Raw genomic sequence first — 15,219 nt, 5'->3', positions numbered from 1 at the left:
TATCAGCGCAGCAGACCGCTGCCACCGTAGCCTTTCAGGTTGGCTTTCTTCATCAGGGATTCGTACTGGTGCGAAACGAGGTGCGATTGTACTTGGGACATGAAGTCCATCACAACCACTACCACAATCAGCAACGAGGTCCCGCCAAGGTAGAACGGCACATTTGCTGCCACCACCAGGAACTGGGGCAGAAGGCAGACGGCCATCATGTAAAGAGCACCGAACATGGTCAGACGAGTCAGAACGCCATCAATGTAGCGCGCCGACTGCTCACCAGGACGGATACCCGGAATAAAGGCACCGGACTTCTTCAGGTTTTCCGCTACGTCTTTCGGGTTGAACATCAGAGCTGTGTAGAAGAAGCAGAAGAAAATGATCCCTGCACTAAACAGCAGAATGTTCAACGGCTGACCAGGAGCGATCGACTGCGAGATGTCCTGCAGCCAGCCCATACCTTCGGACTGACCGAACCAGGCACCCAGCGAAGCCGGGAACAGCAAAATGCTGCTCGCGAAGATGGCCGGGATAACCCCCGCCATGTTCACTTTCAGCGGCAAGTGGCTGGTCTGCGCAGCGAAGACCTTGCGGCCCTGCTGACGCTTGGCGTAGTGAACGGCGATACGACGCTGACCACGCTCAATGAACACCACAAAACCGATAATCGCTACTGCCAGCAAACCGATAGCGACCAGGGCGAAAATGTTGATATCGCCTGTGCGTGCAGACTCGAAAGACTGCCCGATTGCTCTCGGAAGACCGGCAACGATACCTGCGAAGATCAACATCGAGATACCGTTGCCCACACCGCGCTCGGTGATCTGCTCGCCCAGCCACATCATGAACATCGCGCCCGCCACGAAGGTGGAGACGGCGACGACATGGAAGCCCAGGCCTACAGAAAACGCCACGCCCTGGTTGGCCAGGCCAATGGACATGCCAATGGCTTGAACCAGTGCCAGGATAACGGTGCCGTAGCGGGTGTACTGGCTGATCTTGCGACGGCCAGCTTCACCTTCCTTCTTCAACTGCTCCAGTTGCGGGCTGACCGCCGTCATCAGCTGCATGATGATCGATGCCGAGATGTACGGCATGATCCCCAGTGCAAAGATGCTCATGCGCTCAAGCGCGCCACCGGAAAACATGTTGAACAAGCTAAGAATGGTCCCCTCATTCTGCCGAAACAGATCCGCCAGACGGTCTGGATTGATGCCAGGAACCGGGATATGCGCACCTATCCGATAGACGATGATCGCCATGAACAGAAAGCGCAGACGAGCCCAGAGTTCCGACATCCCGCCCTTACCGAGCGAAGAGAGAGCACCTTGCTTAGCCATTTATTCCTCGAATTTGCCGCCAGCTGCTTCGATAGCCGCACGCGCACCCTTGGTGGCTGCGATACCCTTGATGGTGACTGCGCGAGTGACTTCGCCAGACAGCATGATTTTCACACGCTGTACGTTCTGGCCGATCACGTTGGCATCCTTCAGGGATTGCACGGTAACCACGTCGCCTTCCACTTTGGCCAGCTCGGACAGACGCACTTCAGCGCGGTCCATGGCTTTCAGGGAAACGAAGCCGAACTTCGGCAGACGACGGTGCAGCGGCTGTTGACCGCCTTCGAAGCCAGGAGCGATCGAACCACCGGAACGGGAGGTTTGACCTTTGTGGCCACGGCCGCCAGTCTTACCCAGACCGCTACCGATACCACGACCTGGACGATGCTTCTCGCGACGGGAACCCGGCGCTGGACTCAGATCATTGAGTTTCATCGATTAACCCTCGACCTTCAGCATGTAGTAAGCCTTGTTGATCATCCCGCGGTTTTCGGGAGTATCCTGGACTTCTACAGTGTGACCGATGCGACGCAGACCCAGGCCTTTAACGCACAGTTTGTGGTTAGGCAGGCGGCCCGAGACGCTCTTGATCAGCGTTACTTTTACGGTTGCCATGATCAGAAGATCTCCTCAACGCTCTTGCCGCGCTTGGCAGCAATGGACTCAGGAGATTGCATGGCTTTCAGACCCTTGAAGGTGGCGTAAACCACGTTCACTGGGTTGGTCGAACCGTAGCACTTGGCCAGGACGTTCTGAACACCAGCAACTTCCAGGACAGCACGCATGGCGCCGCCGGCGATGATACCGGTACCTTCCGAGGCAGGCTGCATGTAAACCTTCGAGGCGCCGTGGGCAGCCTTGGTGGCGTACTGCAGGGTGGTGCCCTTCAGGTCAACCTGGATCATGTTGCGACGAGCAGCTTCCATGGCTTTCTGGATCGCGGCAGGAACTTCGCGCGATTTGCCACGGCCGAAGCCGACACGACCTTTACCATCACCTACCACGGTCAGCGCGGTGAAGGTGAAGATACGGCCGCCTTTTACGGTTTTGGCAACGCGGTTAACTTGAACCAGCTTCTCGATGTAGCCTTCGTCGCGCTTTTGATCGTTATTTGCCATAACTTAGAACTCCAGCCCGCCTTCACGAGCAGCATCAGCCAGCGCTTTGACGCGGCCATGGTACTTGAAGCCGGAACGGTCAAAGGCAACTTGAGATACACCGGCGGCTTTCGCACGCTCAGCTACCAGCTTGCCAACCTTAGTGGCCGCGTCGATGTTGCCAGTGGCGCCATCACGCAGGTCTTTGTCCAAGGTCGAGGCGCTTGCCAGAACCTTGCTGCCGTCGGCCGAAATGACCTGGGCGTAGATGTGCTGCGAGGAGCGGAACACGCACAGGCGCACGACTTCGAGTTCGTGCATCTTGAGACGTGCTTTGCGAGCGCGACGCAGTCGAATAACTTTTTTGTCGGTCATTTGCTAGGCCCTACTTCTTCTTGGCTTCTTTACGACGGACTACTTCGTCCGCGTAACGCACACCCTTGCCTTTGTAAGGCTCTGGCGGACGGAACCCGCGGATTTCAGCGGCCACCTGACCTACCAGCTGCTTGTCGATACCCTTGATCAGGATGTCGGTCTGGCTAGGGGTTTCAGCGGTGATACCGGCTGGCAGTTCGTAGTCCACTGGGTGCGAGAAGCCCAGGGCCAGGTTCAGGATTTCGCCTTTGGCCTGTGCCTTGTAACCAACACCGACCAGCTGGAGCTTGCGCTCGAAGCCTTGGCTTACGCCCTGGACCATGTTGTTCACCAGGGCGCGGGTGGTACCGGCCATGGCGCGAGCTTGCTGATCACCGTTGCGAGCGACGAAACGCAGCTCGCCAGACTCTTCGGTAACTTCAACAGACGAGTGAACGTTCAGTTCGAGAGTGCCTTTGGCACCCTTCACCGAAAGCTGCTGGCCGGCGAATTTGACTTCGACACCGGATGGCAGCTTAACGGGGTTCTTAGCGACGCGAGACATGCCTATCTCCCCTTAGAACACTGTGCACAGAACTTCGCCGCCGACACCGGCAGCGCGCGCAGCGCGGTCAGTCATCACACCTTTGTTGGTGGAGACAATAGACACGCCCAGACCGCCACGTACTTTCGGCAGGTCGGTGACGGCCTTGTACTGGCGCAGGCCAGGACGGCTGGAACGCTTCAGTTCCTCGATGACCGGACGGCCTTCGAAGTACTTCAGTTCGATCGACAGGGAAGGCTTGGCCTCACCAGTTACCTGGTAGCCAGCGATGTAACCTTCGTCTTTCAGAACTTTGGCAACCGCGACCTTCAGGGTGGAGGAAGGCATGCTTACGACGGACTTTTCAGCCATCTGGGCATTACGGATGCGAGTTAGCATGTCCGCTAACGGGTCCTGCATACTCATGGGCTAGATGCTCCTGATACAAGAAATATTAGCCTTGCGGCTATCACAACCACTCGAACGGGCAGGGTAAAAAACCCAGGCTCGGGTGAGCCGGTCATTCTAGACACAAGGCAGAAACGAAACAAGCCCCACGAGGGGGCTTGTTTATGGGCGAGGTCACCGGCGGTCGGAAGATTGCTCCCCTTGCGCCGGGATCACACCTGCAGCGATTACCAGGAGGCTTTGACCAGGCCTGGTACGTCGCCGCGCATTGCAGCTTGACGCAGCATGTTACGGCCCAGGCCGAACTTACGGTATACACCGTGAGGACGACCGGTCAGGCGGCAACGGTTGCGCAGACGCGCAGCGCTGGCATCACGTGGCTGCTTCTGCAGAGCGACAACGGCAGCGAAACGCTCTTCTGGAGAGGCGTTCAGGTTGACGATGGTCGCTTTCAGCTCAGCACGCTTTTTGGCGAACTTGGCTACCGTGAGCTGACGCTTCAGCTCGCGGTTTTTCATGCTCTTCTTGGCCATTTTCCTACTCCAATCAGTTGCGGAACGGGAATTTGAATGCACGCAGCAGAGCGCGGCCTTCGTCATCCGAACGAGCAGTGGTGGTCAGGGTGATGTCCAAACCGCGCAGAGCATCGATCTTGTCGTAATCGATTTCCGGGAAGATGATCTGCTCTTTCACGCCCATGCTGTAGTTGCCACGGCCATCGAAGGACTTGGCATTCAGGCCGCGGAAGTCGCGGACCCGAGGCAGGGAGATCGCCAGCAGGCGGTCCAGGAATTCGTACATCTTGTCGCTACGCAGGGTCACCTTGACGCCGATCGGCCATCCCTCACGGACTTTGAAGCCCGCGATGGATTTACGAGCGAAAGTCACGACCGGCTTTTGACCGGTGATCTTTTCCAGGTCGGCAACAGCGTGCTCGATGACTTTCTTGTCGCCGATCGCTTCGCCCAGACCCATGTTCAGGGTGATCTTGGTAACGCGCGGAACTTCCATCACGTTCGACAGCTTAAGTTCATCCTTAAGCTTAGGAGCGATTTCGTTCCGGTAAATCTCTTTCAGTCGTGCCATGGTCTTCTACCTAGCAGTGTTCAAGCATCAACCGCTTTTTGGGTCGACTTGAAGACACGAATTTTCTTACCGTCTTCTACTTTGAAACCAACGCGGTCAGCCTTGTTGGTTTCGCCGTTGAAGATGGCAACGTTGGAAGCGTGCAGTGGCGCTTCTTTTTCGACGATACCGCCCTGTACGCCCGCCATCGGGTTAGGCTTGGTATGACGCTTGACCAGGTTCACGCCACCGATGACCAGACGGTCGTCAGCCAGAACCTTCAGCACCTTACCGCGCTTACCTTTGTCTTTGCCGGCGATCACGATGATCTCGTCGTCACGACGAATCTTTTGCATGTCGGATCTCCTTACAGCACTTCAGGGGCGAGCGAGACGATCTTCATGAACTTCTCAGTACGAAGTTCACGGGTCACTGGCCCGAAGATGCGAGTGCCGATCGGCTCTTGCTTGGTGTTCAGCAGAACAGCAGCGTTGCCGTCGAAACGAATGATGGAACCGTCAGCGCGACGTACACCGTGACGGGTACGGACGACAACAGCAGTCATCACCTGGCCTTTTTTGACCTTACCGCGCGGAATTGCTTCCTTGACGGTTACTTTGATGATGTCACCGATGCCGGCGTAACGGCGGTGCGAACCGCCGAGCACCTTGATGCACATGACGCGACGAGCGCCGCTGTTATCGGCCACATCGAGCATGGATTGAGTCTGAATCATAAAATTTCTCCGACCCCTAGCCCTTAGACTTCAACAGCGCGTTCGAGGACTTCAACCAGTGCCCAGGACTTGGTCTTGGCCAGCGGACGGGTTTCACGGATGGAAACCTTGTCGCCGATTTTGCACTGGTTGGATTCGTCGTGCGCGTGCAGCTTAGTCGAACGCTTAACGTATTTACCGTAGATCGGGTGCTTTACGCGACGCTCGATCAGAACGGTGATGGTCTTGTCCATTTTGTCGCTGACGACACGGCCAGTCAGCGTACGGACGGTTTTTTCAGCTTCAGCCATGATCACTTACCTGCCTGCTGGTTAAGCACAGTTTTCACGCGAGCGATGTCACGCTTAACTTGCGAGAGCAGGTGCGACTGCCCCAACTGGCCAGTTGCTTTCTGCATACGCAGATTGAACTGGTCGCGCAGCAAGCCGAGCAGTTGCTCATTCAGTTGCTGTGCAGATTTTTCACGAAGTTCATTCGCTTTCATCACATCACCGTCCGCTTAACAAAGGAGGTGGCGAGAGGCAGCTTTGCAGCAGCCAGGGCGAAAGCTTCGCGCGCCAGCTCTTCAGAAACACCCTCGATCTCGTACAGGACTTTACCTGGCTGGATCTGGGCAACCCAGTATTCCACGGAGCCCTTACCTTTACCCATACGAACCTCGAGAGGCTTCTTGGAGATCGGCTTGTCCGGGAACACACGGATCCAGATCTTACCGCCACGCTTAACGTGACGGGTCAGCGCACGACGTGCGGACTCGATCTGGCGGGCGGTGAGGCGACCGCGAGCAACAGCTTTCAGGGCGAATTCGCCGAAGCTGACTTTGCTACCGCGCAGTGCCAGACCACGGTTGTGGCCAGTCATCTGCTTGCGGAATTTTGTACGCTTTGGTTGCAACATTTGGCGTACCCCTTACTTAGCAGCTTTTTTACGAGGCGCTGGTGCTTGTGGTTTCAGTTCTTCTTGGCGACCACCAATAACTTCGCCTTTGAAGATCCAAACCTTCACACCGATCACACCGTAAGTGGTGTGAGCTTCGTAGGTGTTGTAGTCGATATCGGCACGCAGGGTGTGCAGAGGCACACGACCTTCGCGATACCACTCGGTACGAGCAATCTCAGCACCGCCGAGACGACCGCTCACCTGGATCTTGATGCCCTTGGCACCAATACGCATGGCGTTCTGTACGGCGCGCTTCATGGCGCGACGGAACATTACGCGGCGTTCCAGCTGCTGAGCTACGCTCTGCGCAACCAGCATAGCGTCGAGTTCCGGCTTGCGGATCTCTTCGATGTTGATGTGCACAGGCACACCCATCTGCTTGGTCAGGTCCTGACGCAGCTTCTCGACATCTTCACCTTTCTTACCGATAACGATACCGGGACGAGCGGTGTGGATGGTGATGCGTGCAGTTTGAGCCGGACGATGAATATCGATACGGCTTACGGACGCGCTTTTTAGTTTGTCTTGGAGGTACTCACGCGTTTTCAGATCCTTCAACAGGTAATCTGCGTAAGTAGCACCGTCTGCGTACCAGACGGAGGTGTGCTCCTTGACGATTCCCAGGCGAATGCCAGTGGGATGTACTTTCTGACCCATCTGATCGACTCCGTTACTTGTCCGCAACCTTGACAGTGATATGGCAAGACCGCTTGACGATGCGATCAGCACGGCCTTTGGCACGTGGCATGATGCGCTTCAGCGAACGCCCTTCGTTGACGAAGACGGTGGAGACCTTCAGGTCATCAACGTCTGCGCCTTCGTTGTGTTCGGCGTTGGCTACGGCCGACTCGAGGACTTTCTTCATGATTTCAGCGGCTTTTTTGCTGCTGAAGGCCAACAGGTTGAGCGCTTCGCCCACCTTCTTCCCGCGGATCTGGTCGGCGACCAAGCGGGCTTTCTGGGCGGAGATGCGAGCGCCCGACAACTTAGCGGCTACTTCCATTTCCTTACCCCTTAACGCTTGGCTTTCTTGTCAGCCACGTGCCCGCGGTAGGTGCGGGTACCGGCGAACTCGCCCAGTTTGTGGCCGACCATGTCTTCGTTCACGAGAACTGGGACGTGTTGGCGACCGTTGTGTACCGCGATGGTCAGACCGACCATTTGTGGCAGGATCATCGAACGGCGCGACCAGGTTTTAACTGGCTTGCGATCGTTCTTCTCCACCGCCACTTCGACCTTCTTCAGCAGGTGAAGATCGATAAAAGGACCTTTTTTCAGAGAACGTGGCACTGTCGTATCCCTCTAGTTACTTGCGACGACGGACGATCATGTTGTCGGTACGCTTATTACCGCGGGTCTTCGCACCCTTGGTTGGGAAGCCCCATGGCGATACCGGATGACGACCACCGGAGGTACGACCTTCACCACCACCATGTGGGTGGTCAACCGGGTTCATGGCAACGCCACGAACGGTTGGGCGAACGCCGCGCCAGCGTTTGGCACCAGCTTTACCCAGCGAACGCAGGCTGTGCTCGGAGTTCGAGACTTCGCCCAGGGTCGCACGGCACTCAGCCAGGACTTTACGCATTTCACCAGAGCGCAGACGCAGGGTCACGTAGACACCTTCGCGAGCGATCAGCTGAGCCGAAGCACCAGCGGAACGTGCGATCTGAGCACCTTTACCCGGCTTCAGTTCGATGCCGTGAATGGTGCTACCTACTGGAATGTTGCGCAGTTGCAGGGAGTTACCGGCCTTGATTGGGGCCAGGGCACCTGCGATCAGCTGGTCGCCAGCGCTCACGCCTTTAGGGGCGATGATGTAGCGACGCTCACCGTCTGCGTAGCACAGCAGGGCGATGTGAGCAGTACGGTTTGGATCGTATTCGATACGCTCGACAGTGGCTGGAATGCCATCTTTGTCGTTGCGACGGAAGTCGACCAGACGGTAATGCTGCTTGTGACCACCACCAACGTGACGAGTGGTAATGCGGCCATTGTTGTTACGACCACCAGACTTCGATTTTTTCTCGATCAGCGGTGCGTGAGGAGCGCCTTTGTGCAGCTCCTTGTTGACCACCTTGACCACGAAACGGCGGCCAGGGGAAGTCGGTTTGCATTTAACGATTGCCATGATGCACCCCTTCCTTACTCAGCACTGCTGCTGAAATCGAGATCTTGGCCTGGCTGAAGGGAGACGATCGCCTTCTTCCAGTCATTACGCTTGCCCAGACCACGTGCGGTACGCTTGGTTTTACCCAGAACGTTAACAGTCGACACGTTTTCAACTTTTACGTTGAACAGGCCTTCGACAGCTTTCTTGATTTCCAGCTTGGTTGCATCGGTAGCAACCTTGAATACGAACTGGCCTTTTTTCTCAGCCAGAACGGTAGCCTTCTCGGAAACGTGCGGGCCAAGGAGGACTTTGAATACGCGTTCCTGGTTCATCCCAGCAGCTCCTCGAATTTCTTCACGGCCGAAACGGTGATCAACACCTTTTCGTATGCGATCAGACTGACCGGGTCGGAACCTTGAACGTCACGTACGTCGACGTGCGGCAGGTTGCGAGCAGCCAGGTACAGGTTCTGATCAACAGCGTCCGAAACGATCAGTACGTCGTTCAGACCCATGCCGTTCAGCTTGTTCAGCAGATCTTTGGTTTTCGGTGCTTCAACAGCGAAGTCCTGAACCACGACCAGACGGTCGCTACGCACCAGCTCAGCGAGGATGGAGCGCAGGGCTGCGCGGTACATCTTCTTGTTGAGCTTCTGCGAGTGATCTTGAGGACGAGCTGCGAAGGTTACACCACCGCCACGCCAGATCGGACCACGAGTGGTACCAGCACGAGCACGGCCAGTACCCTTCTGACGCCATGGGCGCTTACCGCCACCAGCCACGTCGGAACGGGTCTTTTGCTGCTTGGTGCCCTGACGGCCGCCGGCCATGTAGGCCACGACTGCTTGGTGTACCAGCGTCTCGTTGAATTCGCCACCGAAAGTCAGTTCGGAAACTTCGATCGCCTGAGCGTCATTTACATTGAGTTGCATGTCAGTTTCCCCTTAACCGCGAGCCTTGACAGCTGGACGTACAACCACGTCGCCGCCAGTAGCGCCAGGAACGGCACCCTTGACCAGCAGCAGGTTGCGCTCAGCGTCTACGCGAACAACTTCCAGGGACTGAACAGTCACGCGCTCGGCGCCCATGTGACCGGACATTTTCTTGCCCTTGAACACACGACCAGGAGTCTGGCACTGGCCGATGGAACCTGGGACACGGTGCGACACGGAGTTACCGTGGGTGTTGTCCTGGCCACGGAAGTTCCAGCGCTTGATGGTACCGGCGAAGCCTTTACCTTTGGACTGACCAGTAACGTCTACCAGCTGGCCTGCAGTGAAGAGTTCAGCTTTGATCAGATCGCCAGCCTGGAAATCGCCTTCTTCAAGACGGAACTCCCAAACACCGCGACCAGCGGCAACGTTAGCCTTGGCGAAGTGGCCTGCCTGAGCGGCAGTCACACGCGAAGCACGACGCTCGCCGACAGTGACTTGCACTGCACGGTAGCCATCGGTTTCTTCAGTTTTGAACTGGGTGACGCGATTCGGCTCGATCTCGATGACCGTGACCGGAATGGAGACACCTTCTTCGGTGAAAATGCGGGTCATACCGCACTTGCGACCGATTACACCAATAGTCATGTTGTAAACCTCATGAGTGTACGGGGCTTTCACCCGCTATGGCCGCCCATTTCAGAGCGTTACACGACCAGACCGAAGTCTTAGCCGAGGCTGATCTGTACTTCCACACCTGCCGCCAGATCAAGCTTCATCAGCGCGTCAACGGTTTTATCCGTTGGCTGGACGATGTCCAGAACACGCTTATGAGTGCGAATCTCGTACTGGTCACGCGCGTCTTTGTTGACGTGCGGGGAAACCAGAACGGTGAAACGCTCTTTGCGGGTAGGCAGTGGAATTGGACCACGCACTTGTGCACCAGTACGTTTCGCGGTTTCCACGATTTCCTGGGTGGATTGGTCGATCAGGCGATGGTCGAAAGCCTTCAACCTGATACGGATTTGCTGATTTTGCATTGGATTTCAGACTCCAGGCTGTTCCCAACGGACGCACTACGCCCGCTAAAAGGAGGCGTGATTCTATAGACGCCCCAATTTAGTGTCAACCCAATAAAAAAAGCCCCCGCTGAGCGGGGGCCTTTTTCAATCGGTCGAGTGATTACTCGATGATTTTGGCTACGACGCCGGCGCCGACGGTACGACCGCCTTCACGGATGGCGAAGCGCAGACCGTCTTCCATTGCGATGGTCTTGATCAGGGTGACAACCATTTGGATGTTGTCGCCTGGCATTACCATTTCAACGCCTTCCGGCAGTTCGCAGTTACCGGTCACGTCAGTGGTACGGAAGTAGAACTGAGGACGGTAGCCTTTGAAGAACGGAGTGTGACGACCGCCTTCTTCCTTCGACAGAACGTAGACTTCTGCGGTGAACTTGGTGTGCGGCTTGACCGAACCTGGCTTGACCAGAACCTGGCCACGCTCAACGTCGTCACGCTTGGTACCACGCAGCAGAACGCCGCAGTTCTCGCCAGCACGACCTTCGTCCAGCAGCTTGCGGAACATCTCAACGCCGGTGCAGGTGGTGGTGGTGGTGTCACGCAGACCAACGATTTCCAGTGGGTCTTGAACCTTGACGATACCACGCTCGATACGGCCGGTAACAACGGTACCACGACCCGAGATCGAGAATACGTCTTCGATCGGCATCAGGAATGGCTGGTCGATGGCACGAACTGGCTCAGGGATGTAGGCATCCAGAGTTTCTACCAGCTTCTTAACAGCGGTAGTGCCCATTTCGTTGTCGTCTTTGCCTTCCAGCGCCATACGAGCCGAACCGATGATGATCGGGGTGTCGTCGCCTGGGAAGTCGTAGGTGGACAGCAGGTCGCGAACTTCCATCTCGACCAGTTCCAGCAGCTCAGCGTCGTCTACCAGGTCAGCCTTGTTCAGGAAGACCACGATGTACGGAACGCCAACCTGACGGGACAGCAGGATGTGCTCACGGGTTTGTGGCATCGGACCATCGGCGGCCGAGCAAACCAGGATCGCGCCGTCCATCTGGGCAGCACCGGTGATCATGTTCTTCACGTAGTCAGCGTGACCTGGGCAGTCAACGTGAGCGTAGTGACGAATGTTCGAGTTGTACTCGACGTGAGCGGTGTTGATGGTGATACCGCGCGCTTTTTCTTCCGGAGCCGAGTCGATCTTGTCGAACTCAACGACTGCCGAACCGAAAACTTCGGAGCAGACGCGAGTCAGAGCTGCGGTCAGAGTGGTCTTACCGTGGTCAACGTGGCCGATGGTGCCGACGTTAACGTGGGGAAGGGAACGATCAAATTTTTCTTTAGCCACGACAGTGAACCTCTTGCCTAAAGGGGATTAGCCTTGTTTTTTAATGAGCGCTTCGACGATGTTCGACGGAGCCTCGGCGTATTTGGAGAATTCCATGGAGTAGCTTGCGCGACCCTGGGACATGGAACGAACGTCGGTTGCGTAACCGAACATCTCTCCGAGCGGTACTTCGGCGCGGACGACGCGGCCAGAGACCGACTCATCCATACCTTGGACCAGACCACGACGACGGTTCAGGTCACCCATCACGTCACCCAGGTAGTCTTCCGGGGTTACAACTTCGACCTTCATGATCGGCTCGAGAACCACGCCACCGCCCTTCTGGGCCAGTTGCTTGGTTGCCATCGAAGCAGCGATTTTGAACGCCATTTCGTTGGAGTCGACGTCGTGGTACGAACCGTCGAATACCGTGGCCTTCAGGCCGATCAGAGGATAACCGGCAACAACGCCGTTTTTCATCTGCTCTTCGATACCCTTCTGGATCGGGGCGATGAATTCCTTAGGAATCACACCACCAACGACTTCGTTGGTGAACACCAGACCTTCGGTGATGTTGCCCTTCTCGTCGACTTCTGGCTCCGAGAAACGGATCCAGCAGTGACCGAACTGACCACGACCACCCGACTGACGAACGAATTTGCCTTCGATCTCAACGCCGGACTTGGTGATCTTCTCGCGGTACGAAACCTGCGGCTTGCCGATGTTGGCCTCGACGTTGAACTCGCGCTTCATGCGGTCAACGAGGATGTCCAGGTGCAGCTCGCCCATACCCGAGATGATGGTCTGGCCAGTCTCTTCGTCGGTCTTGACGCGGAACGACGGGTCTTCCTGGGCCAGCTTGCCCAGTGCAATACCCATCTTCTCCTGGTCAGCCTTGGTTTTCGGCTCAACGGAGAGCGAAATAACCGGCTCAGGGAAGTCCATACGCTCAAGAATGATTGGCTTCTCGATGTTGCACAGGGTTTCGCCGGTGGTCACATCTTTCATGCCGATCAGTGCAGCGATGTCGCCAGCGCGCACTTCCTTGATCTCTTCACGCTGGTTGGCGTGCATCTGCACCATACGACCAACGCGCTCTTTCTTGCCCTTGACCGAGTTGATGACCGAGTCACCAGAGGCCAGAACACCCGAGTAGACGCGAACGAAGGTCAGAGTACCCACGAACGGGTCGGTCGCGATCTTGAACGCCAGAGCCGAGAACGGCTCGTCGTCGTCGGCGTGACGCTCGTCTTTACGAACAGCCGGGTCTTCTTTGTCCAGCTCTTTGTCGTCCGGGTTGATACCCTGAATTGCAGGGATCTCGGTCGGAGCAGGCAGGTAGTCGATGACGGCATCGAGAACCAGGGGAACGCCCTTGTTCTTGAACGACGAACCGCAGACAGCCGGAACGATCTCGCTGGCCAGGGTGCGCGCGCGCAGGCCTGCCTTGATCTCTTCGACGGTCAGCGCACCTTCTTCAAGGTACTTGTTCATCAGCTCTTCGTTGGCTTCGGCAGCAGCTTCCACCATGTTCGCGCGCCATTCTTCGGCCAGCTCGAGCATGTCCGCAGGAATTTCTTCCTCGCGGTAGGTGGTGCCTTTGTCGTCGTCGTTCCAGTAGATAGCCTTCATCTTGATCAGGTCGACCTGACCCTGGAAGTTATCTTCCGAACCGATGGCCAGCTGAACCGGGACCGGGGTGTGACCCAGACGGTTCTTGATCTGACCTACGACGCGCAGGAAGTTTGCACCGGCACGGTCCATCTTGTTCACGTAGACAACACGTGGAACGCCGTACTTGTTGGCTTGGCGCCATACGGTTTCGGACTGAGGCTCAACGCCAGAGGTACCGCAGAACACAACGACCGCGCCGTCGAGTACACGCAGCGAACGCTCTACTTCAATGGTGAAGTCAACGTGGCCGGGGGTGTCGATGACGTTTACACGGTAGTTGTCGTACTGACCAACCGAACCTTTCCAGAAGGTGGTAACGGCAGCGGAGGTAATGGTGATACCGCGCTCCTGCTCCTGCACCATCCAGTCGGTGGTCGCGGCGCCGTCGTGCACCTCGCCCATCTTGTGGCTCAGACCTGTGTAGAACAGGATCCGCTCGGTAGTGGTGGTCTTGCCCGCGTCAACGTGGGCACAGATACCAATGTTACGGTAGCGGTTAATTGCTGTAGTACGAGCCATAAAGCCCTCGCAAAATGATTGATGCTTGAATTAGAAGCGGTAGTGCGAGAACGCTTTGTTGGCTTCAGCCATACGGTGCACGTCTTCACGCTTCTTGACTGCAGCACCTTTGCCTTCGGCAGCATCCAGCAGTTCGCCGGCCAGGCGCAGAGCCATCGACTTCTCGCCGCGCTTGCGGGCGTAGTCTACGAGCCAGCGCATTGCCAGAGCATTACGACGGGATGGACGAACTTCAACCGGAACCTGGTAAGTGGCACCGCCGACACGACGGGACTTTACTTCGACCAGCGGAGCGATGGCGTCGAGAGCTTTCTCGAAGATTTCCAGGGGGTCGCTGTTCTTGCGCTCTTTGACCTTGTCCAGGGCACCGTAAACGATGCGCTCGGCCACGGCCTTCTTGCCGCTTTCCATCACGTGGTTCATGAACTTGGCGAGGATTTGGGATCCGTATTTAGGATCGTCCAGAATCTCACGTTTTGCTGCTACACGACGTCTTGGCATGATAAGCCCTCAAACGGTCTTCAGGTTAGCCCGGGACGCGGGTCTTCGACCCCTGCCCGACCTTACTCTTATCGACTCAAAAAAATGGAAGTCTGCAAACGGCCGATTACTTCGGACGCTTGGTACCGTATTTCGAACGACCCTGGTTACGGCCTTTAACGCCCGAAGTATCCAGAGAGCCGCGAACGGTGTGGTAACGAACACCTGGCAAGTCTTTTACACGGCCGCCACGGATCAGGACGACGCTGTGCTCTTGCAGGTTGTGGCCTTCACCACCGATGTACGAGGAAACCTCGAAACCGTTGGTCAGACGCACACGGCATACTTTACGCAGTGCCGAGTTAGGTTTTTTCGGCGTGGTGGTGTACACACGGGTGCACACGCCACGACGCTGCGGGCAGTTCTGCAGCGCAGGAACGTCGGACTTTTCGACCGAACGCTTACGCGGCTGACGTACCAGCTGGTTGATAGTTGCCATCTACTAGCTCCACTGATTGTCTTGCGACTCTATTGTCTTGCAAGAAAGCCAAAAATTGGCGAGACGGAGCCTCACCAAATTTAAGGGTACAAAAGTCTACGGAGGATCTTGCACCCAGTCAAGACGAGGCCCCGGCCCTCCTCGCCCGATCATCGGCAACATTTCATGTCG

26 protein-coding genes are annotated in these 15,219 nt (G+C 56.6%); all 26 read right to left on the bottom strand.

Annotated features, from left to right (window positions below; translation table 11 throughout):
- Positions 1-2: 2 nt before the first annotated feature.
- The 26 genes from secY to rpsL all read right to left on the bottom strand — a co-directional run bounded on the left by secY (position 3) and on the right by rpsL (position 15,048).
- A complete protein-coding gene (gene secY / locus F3J45_RS13575; protein WP_003257108.1) occupies positions 3-1,334 on the bottom strand; it encodes a preprotein translocase subunit SecY in 1,332 nt (443 codons plus the stop codon).
- Positions 1,335-1,769 (bottom strand): 50S ribosomal protein L15, encoded by a 435-nt coding sequence (rplO, locus tag F3J45_RS13570; RefSeq protein ID WP_167063072.1) that lies wholly within the window; start codon positions 1,767-1,769, stop codon positions 1,335-1,337. It abuts the gene before it with no gap.
- Between the two features lie 3 nt (positions 1,770-1,772).
- On the bottom strand, positions 1,773-1,952 hold the full coding sequence (gene rpmD / locus F3J45_RS13565) for a 50S ribosomal protein L30 (RefSeq protein ID WP_370526376.1): 180 nt from the start codon (positions 1,950-1,952) through the stop codon (positions 1,773-1,775).
- Positions 1,952-2,452 (bottom strand): 30S ribosomal protein S5, encoded by a 501-nt coding sequence (gene rpsE / locus F3J45_RS13560; protein ID WP_003255465.1) that lies wholly within the window; start codon positions 2,450-2,452, stop codon positions 1,952-1,954. The genes rpmD and rpsE overlap by 1 nt, the downstream gene beginning before the upstream one ends.
- A gap of 3 nt (positions 2,453-2,455) precedes the next feature.
- The gene (rplR, locus tag F3J45_RS13555) at positions 2,456-2,806 is read right to left on the bottom strand and encodes a 50S ribosomal protein L18 (RefSeq protein ID WP_003255467.1); all 351 of its coding nucleotides are present in this window, start codon (positions 2,804-2,806) and stop codon (positions 2,456-2,458) included.
- 10 nt (positions 2,807-2,816) lie between these two features.
- A complete protein-coding gene (gene rplF, locus F3J45_RS13550) occupies positions 2,817-3,350 on the bottom strand; it encodes a 50S ribosomal protein L6 (RefSeq protein WP_167063069.1) in 534 nt (177 codons plus the stop codon).
- Between the two features lie 12 nt (positions 3,351-3,362).
- The gene (gene rpsH, locus F3J45_RS13545; RefSeq protein ID WP_003255471.1) at positions 3,363-3,755 is read right to left on the bottom strand and encodes a 30S ribosomal protein S8; all 393 of its coding nucleotides are present in this window, start codon (positions 3,753-3,755) and stop codon (positions 3,363-3,365) included.
- A gap of 209 nt (positions 3,756-3,964) precedes the next feature.
- Entirely contained in the window at positions 3,965-4,270 is a 306-nt protein-coding gene (gene rpsN / locus F3J45_RS13540; RefSeq protein WP_012316516.1) for a 30S ribosomal protein S14, read from the bottom strand.
- A 13-nt stretch (positions 4,271-4,283) separates the two neighbouring features.
- Positions 4,284-4,823 carry a 50S ribosomal protein L5 gene (gene rplE / locus F3J45_RS13535; RefSeq protein ID WP_023535025.1) on the bottom strand — a complete coding sequence of 180 codons (540 nt, stop codon included), beginning with the start codon at positions 4,821-4,823 and terminating at the stop codon, positions 4,284-4,286.
- A gap of 20 nt (positions 4,824-4,843) precedes the next feature.
- Positions 4,844-5,158, bottom strand: a complete 315-nt coding sequence (rplX, locus tag F3J45_RS13530) for a 50S ribosomal protein L24 (protein ID WP_003255476.1) — start codon at positions 5,156-5,158, stop codon at positions 4,844-4,846.
- 11 nt (positions 5,159-5,169) lie between these two features.
- Positions 5,170-5,538: a 50S ribosomal protein L14 gene (gene rplN, locus F3J45_RS13525; RefSeq protein WP_008089810.1), complete on the bottom strand. Its 369-nt coding sequence runs from the start codon at positions 5,536-5,538 to the stop codon at positions 5,170-5,172.
- 23 nt (positions 5,539-5,561) lie between these two features.
- The gene (gene rpsQ, locus F3J45_RS13520; RefSeq protein WP_008089812.1) at positions 5,562-5,828 is read right to left on the bottom strand and encodes a 30S ribosomal protein S17; all 267 of its coding nucleotides are present in this window, start codon (positions 5,826-5,828) and stop codon (positions 5,562-5,564) included.
- Positions 5,829-5,830: 2 nt separating this feature from the next.
- Positions 5,831-6,022 carry a 50S ribosomal protein L29 gene (gene rpmC / locus F3J45_RS13515; RefSeq protein ID WP_002555481.1) on the bottom strand — a complete coding sequence of 64 codons (192 nt, stop codon included), beginning with the start codon at positions 6,020-6,022 and terminating at the stop codon, positions 5,831-5,833.
- Positions 6,022-6,435: a 50S ribosomal protein L16 gene (gene rplP / locus F3J45_RS13510; protein WP_003255479.1), complete on the bottom strand. Its 414-nt coding sequence runs from the start codon at positions 6,433-6,435 to the stop codon at positions 6,022-6,024. The genes rpmC and rplP overlap by 1 nt, the downstream gene beginning before the upstream one ends.
- Positions 6,436-6,447: 12 nt before the next feature.
- On the bottom strand, positions 6,448-7,134 hold the full coding sequence (rpsC, locus tag F3J45_RS13505; protein WP_003255481.1) for a 30S ribosomal protein S3: 687 nt from the start codon (positions 7,132-7,134) through the stop codon (positions 6,448-6,450).
- Positions 7,135-7,147: 13 nt separating this feature from the next.
- Positions 7,148-7,480 carry a 50S ribosomal protein L22 gene (gene rplV / locus F3J45_RS13500; protein WP_003103908.1) on the bottom strand — a complete coding sequence of 111 codons (333 nt, stop codon included), beginning with the start codon at positions 7,478-7,480 and terminating at the stop codon, positions 7,148-7,150.
- Between the two features lie 11 nt (positions 7,481-7,491).
- A complete protein-coding gene (gene rpsS, locus F3J45_RS13495) occupies positions 7,492-7,767 on the bottom strand; it encodes a 30S ribosomal protein S19 (RefSeq protein WP_003255482.1) in 276 nt (91 codons plus the stop codon).
- Between the two features lie 16 nt (positions 7,768-7,783).
- Entirely contained in the window at positions 7,784-8,608 is an 825-nt protein-coding gene (rplB, locus tag F3J45_RS13490; RefSeq protein ID WP_003255483.1) for a 50S ribosomal protein L2, read from the bottom strand.
- A 14-nt stretch (positions 8,609-8,622) separates the two neighbouring features.
- Positions 8,623-8,922, bottom strand: coding sequence for a 50S ribosomal protein L23 (gene rplW, locus F3J45_RS13485; protein WP_003255484.1), 300 nt, complete (start codon positions 8,920-8,922; stop codon positions 8,623-8,625).
- Positions 8,919-9,521 carry a 50S ribosomal protein L4 gene (gene rplD / locus F3J45_RS13480; protein WP_008089819.1) on the bottom strand — a complete coding sequence of 201 codons (603 nt, stop codon included), beginning with the start codon at positions 9,519-9,521 and terminating at the stop codon, positions 8,919-8,921. Before rplD ends, rplW begins: the two co-directional genes overlap by 4 nt.
- Positions 9,522-9,533: 12 nt before the next feature.
- Positions 9,534-10,169, bottom strand: a complete 636-nt coding sequence (gene rplC / locus F3J45_RS13475; protein ID WP_003257089.1) for a 50S ribosomal protein L3 — start codon at positions 10,167-10,169, stop codon at positions 9,534-9,536.
- Between the two features lie 80 nt (positions 10,170-10,249).
- Positions 10,250-10,561 carry a 30S ribosomal protein S10 gene (gene rpsJ / locus F3J45_RS13470; RefSeq protein WP_003186070.1) on the bottom strand — a complete coding sequence of 104 codons (312 nt, stop codon included), beginning with the start codon at positions 10,559-10,561 and terminating at the stop codon, positions 10,250-10,252.
- Between the two features lie 142 nt (positions 10,562-10,703).
- Entirely contained in the window at positions 10,704-11,897 is a 1,194-nt protein-coding gene (tuf, locus tag F3J45_RS13465; protein ID WP_167063054.1) for an elongation factor Tu, read from the bottom strand.
- Between the two features lie 27 nt (positions 11,898-11,924).
- The gene (fusA, locus tag F3J45_RS13460) at positions 11,925-14,069 is read right to left on the bottom strand and encodes an elongation factor G (protein ID WP_167063066.1); all 2,145 of its coding nucleotides are present in this window, start codon (positions 14,067-14,069) and stop codon (positions 11,925-11,927) included.
- 30 nt (positions 14,070-14,099) lie between these two features.
- A complete protein-coding gene (gene rpsG / locus F3J45_RS13455) occupies positions 14,100-14,570 on the bottom strand; it encodes a 30S ribosomal protein S7 (protein ID WP_008089143.1) in 471 nt (156 codons plus the stop codon).
- A gap of 106 nt (positions 14,571-14,676) precedes the next feature.
- Positions 14,677-15,048: a 30S ribosomal protein S12 gene (rpsL, locus tag F3J45_RS13450; RefSeq protein WP_003255492.1), complete on the bottom strand. Its 372-nt coding sequence runs from the start codon at positions 15,046-15,048 to the stop codon at positions 14,677-14,679.
- Positions 15,049-15,219: the final 171 nt, after the last annotated feature.

This window comes from Pantoea sp. Ap-967, from assembly GCF_011752565.1.
Classification (GTDB): domain Bacteria; phylum Pseudomonadota; class Gammaproteobacteria; order Pseudomonadales; family Pseudomonadaceae; genus Aquipseudomonas.
The sequence above is the reverse complement of the archived record's forward strand: the minus strand, read 5'-3'. Positions and strand labels throughout refer to the sequence as shown.

Excerpts from the sequence above, each read along its gene's own strand:
- secY (WP_003257108.1), bottom strand. The coding sequence starts at position 1,334 with ATGGCTAAGCAAGGTGCTCTCTCTTCGCTCGGTAAGGGCGGGATGTCG.
- rplO (WP_167063072.1), bottom strand. The coding sequence starts at position 1,769 with ATGAAACTCAATGATCTGAGTCCAGCGCCGGGTTCCCGTCGCGAGAAG.
- rpsE (WP_003255465.1), bottom strand. The coding sequence starts at position 2,452 with ATGGCAAATAACGATCAAAAGCGCGACGAAGGCTACATCGAGAAGCTG.
- rplR (WP_003255467.1), bottom strand. The coding sequence starts at position 2,806 with ATGACCGACAAAAAAGTTATTCGACTGCGTCGCGCTCGCAAAGCACGT.
- rplF (WP_167063069.1), bottom strand. The coding sequence starts at position 3,350 with ATGTCTCGCGTCGCTAAGAACCCCGTTAAGCTGCCATCCGGTGTCGAA.
- rpsH (WP_003255471.1), bottom strand. The coding sequence starts at position 3,755 with ATGAGTATGCAGGACCCGTTAGCGGACATGCTAACTCGCATCCGTAAT.
- rpsN (WP_012316516.1), bottom strand. The coding sequence starts at position 4,270 with ATGGCCAAGAAGAGCATGAAAAACCGCGAGCTGAAGCGTCAGCTCACG.
- rplE (WP_023535025.1), bottom strand. The coding sequence starts at position 4,823 with ATGGCACGACTGAAAGAGATTTACCGGAACGAAATCGCTCCTAAGCTT.
- rplX (WP_003255476.1), bottom strand. The coding sequence starts at position 5,158 with ATGCAAAAGATTCGTCGTGACGACGAGATCATCGTGATCGCCGGCAAA.
- rplN (WP_008089810.1), bottom strand. The coding sequence starts at position 5,538 with ATGATTCAGACTCAATCCATGCTCGATGTGGCCGATAACAGCGGCGCT.
- rpsQ (WP_008089812.1), bottom strand. The coding sequence starts at position 5,828 with ATGGCTGAAGCTGAAAAAACCGTCCGTACGCTGACTGGCCGTGTCGTC.
- rpmC (WP_002555481.1), bottom strand. The coding sequence starts at position 6,022 with ATGAAAGCGAATGAACTTCGTGAAAAATCTGCACAGCAACTGAATGAG.
- rplP (WP_003255479.1), bottom strand. The coding sequence starts at position 6,435 with ATGTTGCAACCAAAGCGTACAAAATTCCGCAAGCAGATGACTGGCCAC.
- rpsC (WP_003255481.1), bottom strand. The coding sequence starts at position 7,134 with ATGGGTCAGAAAGTACATCCCACTGGCATTCGCCTGGGAATCGTCAAG.
- rplV (WP_003103908.1), bottom strand. The coding sequence starts at position 7,480 with ATGGAAGTAGCCGCTAAGTTGTCGGGCGCTCGCATCTCCGCCCAGAAA.
- rplB (WP_003255483.1), bottom strand. The coding sequence starts at position 8,608 with ATGGCAATCGTTAAATGCAAACCGACTTCCCCTGGCCGCCGTTTCGTG.
- rplW (WP_003255484.1), bottom strand. The coding sequence starts at position 8,922 with ATGAACCAGGAACGCGTATTCAAAGTCCTCCTTGGCCCGCACGTTTCC.
- rplD (WP_008089819.1), bottom strand. The coding sequence starts at position 9,521 with ATGCAACTCAATGTAAATGACGCTCAGGCGATCGAAGTTTCCGAACTG.
- rplC (WP_003257089.1), bottom strand. The coding sequence starts at position 10,169 with ATGACTATTGGTGTAATCGGTCGCAAGTGCGGTATGACCCGCATTTTC.
- rpsJ (WP_003186070.1), bottom strand. The coding sequence starts at position 10,561 with ATGCAAAATCAGCAAATCCGTATCAGGTTGAAGGCTTTCGACCATCGC.
- fusA (WP_167063066.1), bottom strand. The coding sequence starts at position 14,069 with ATGGCTCGTACTACAGCAATTAACCGCTACCGTAACATTGGTATCTGT.
- rpsG (WP_008089143.1), bottom strand. The coding sequence starts at position 14,570 with ATGCCAAGACGTCGTGTAGCAGCAAAACGTGAGATTCTGGACGATCCT.
- rpsL (WP_003255492.1), bottom strand. The coding sequence starts at position 15,048 with ATGGCAACTATCAACCAGCTGGTACGTCAGCCGCGTAAGCGTTCGGTC.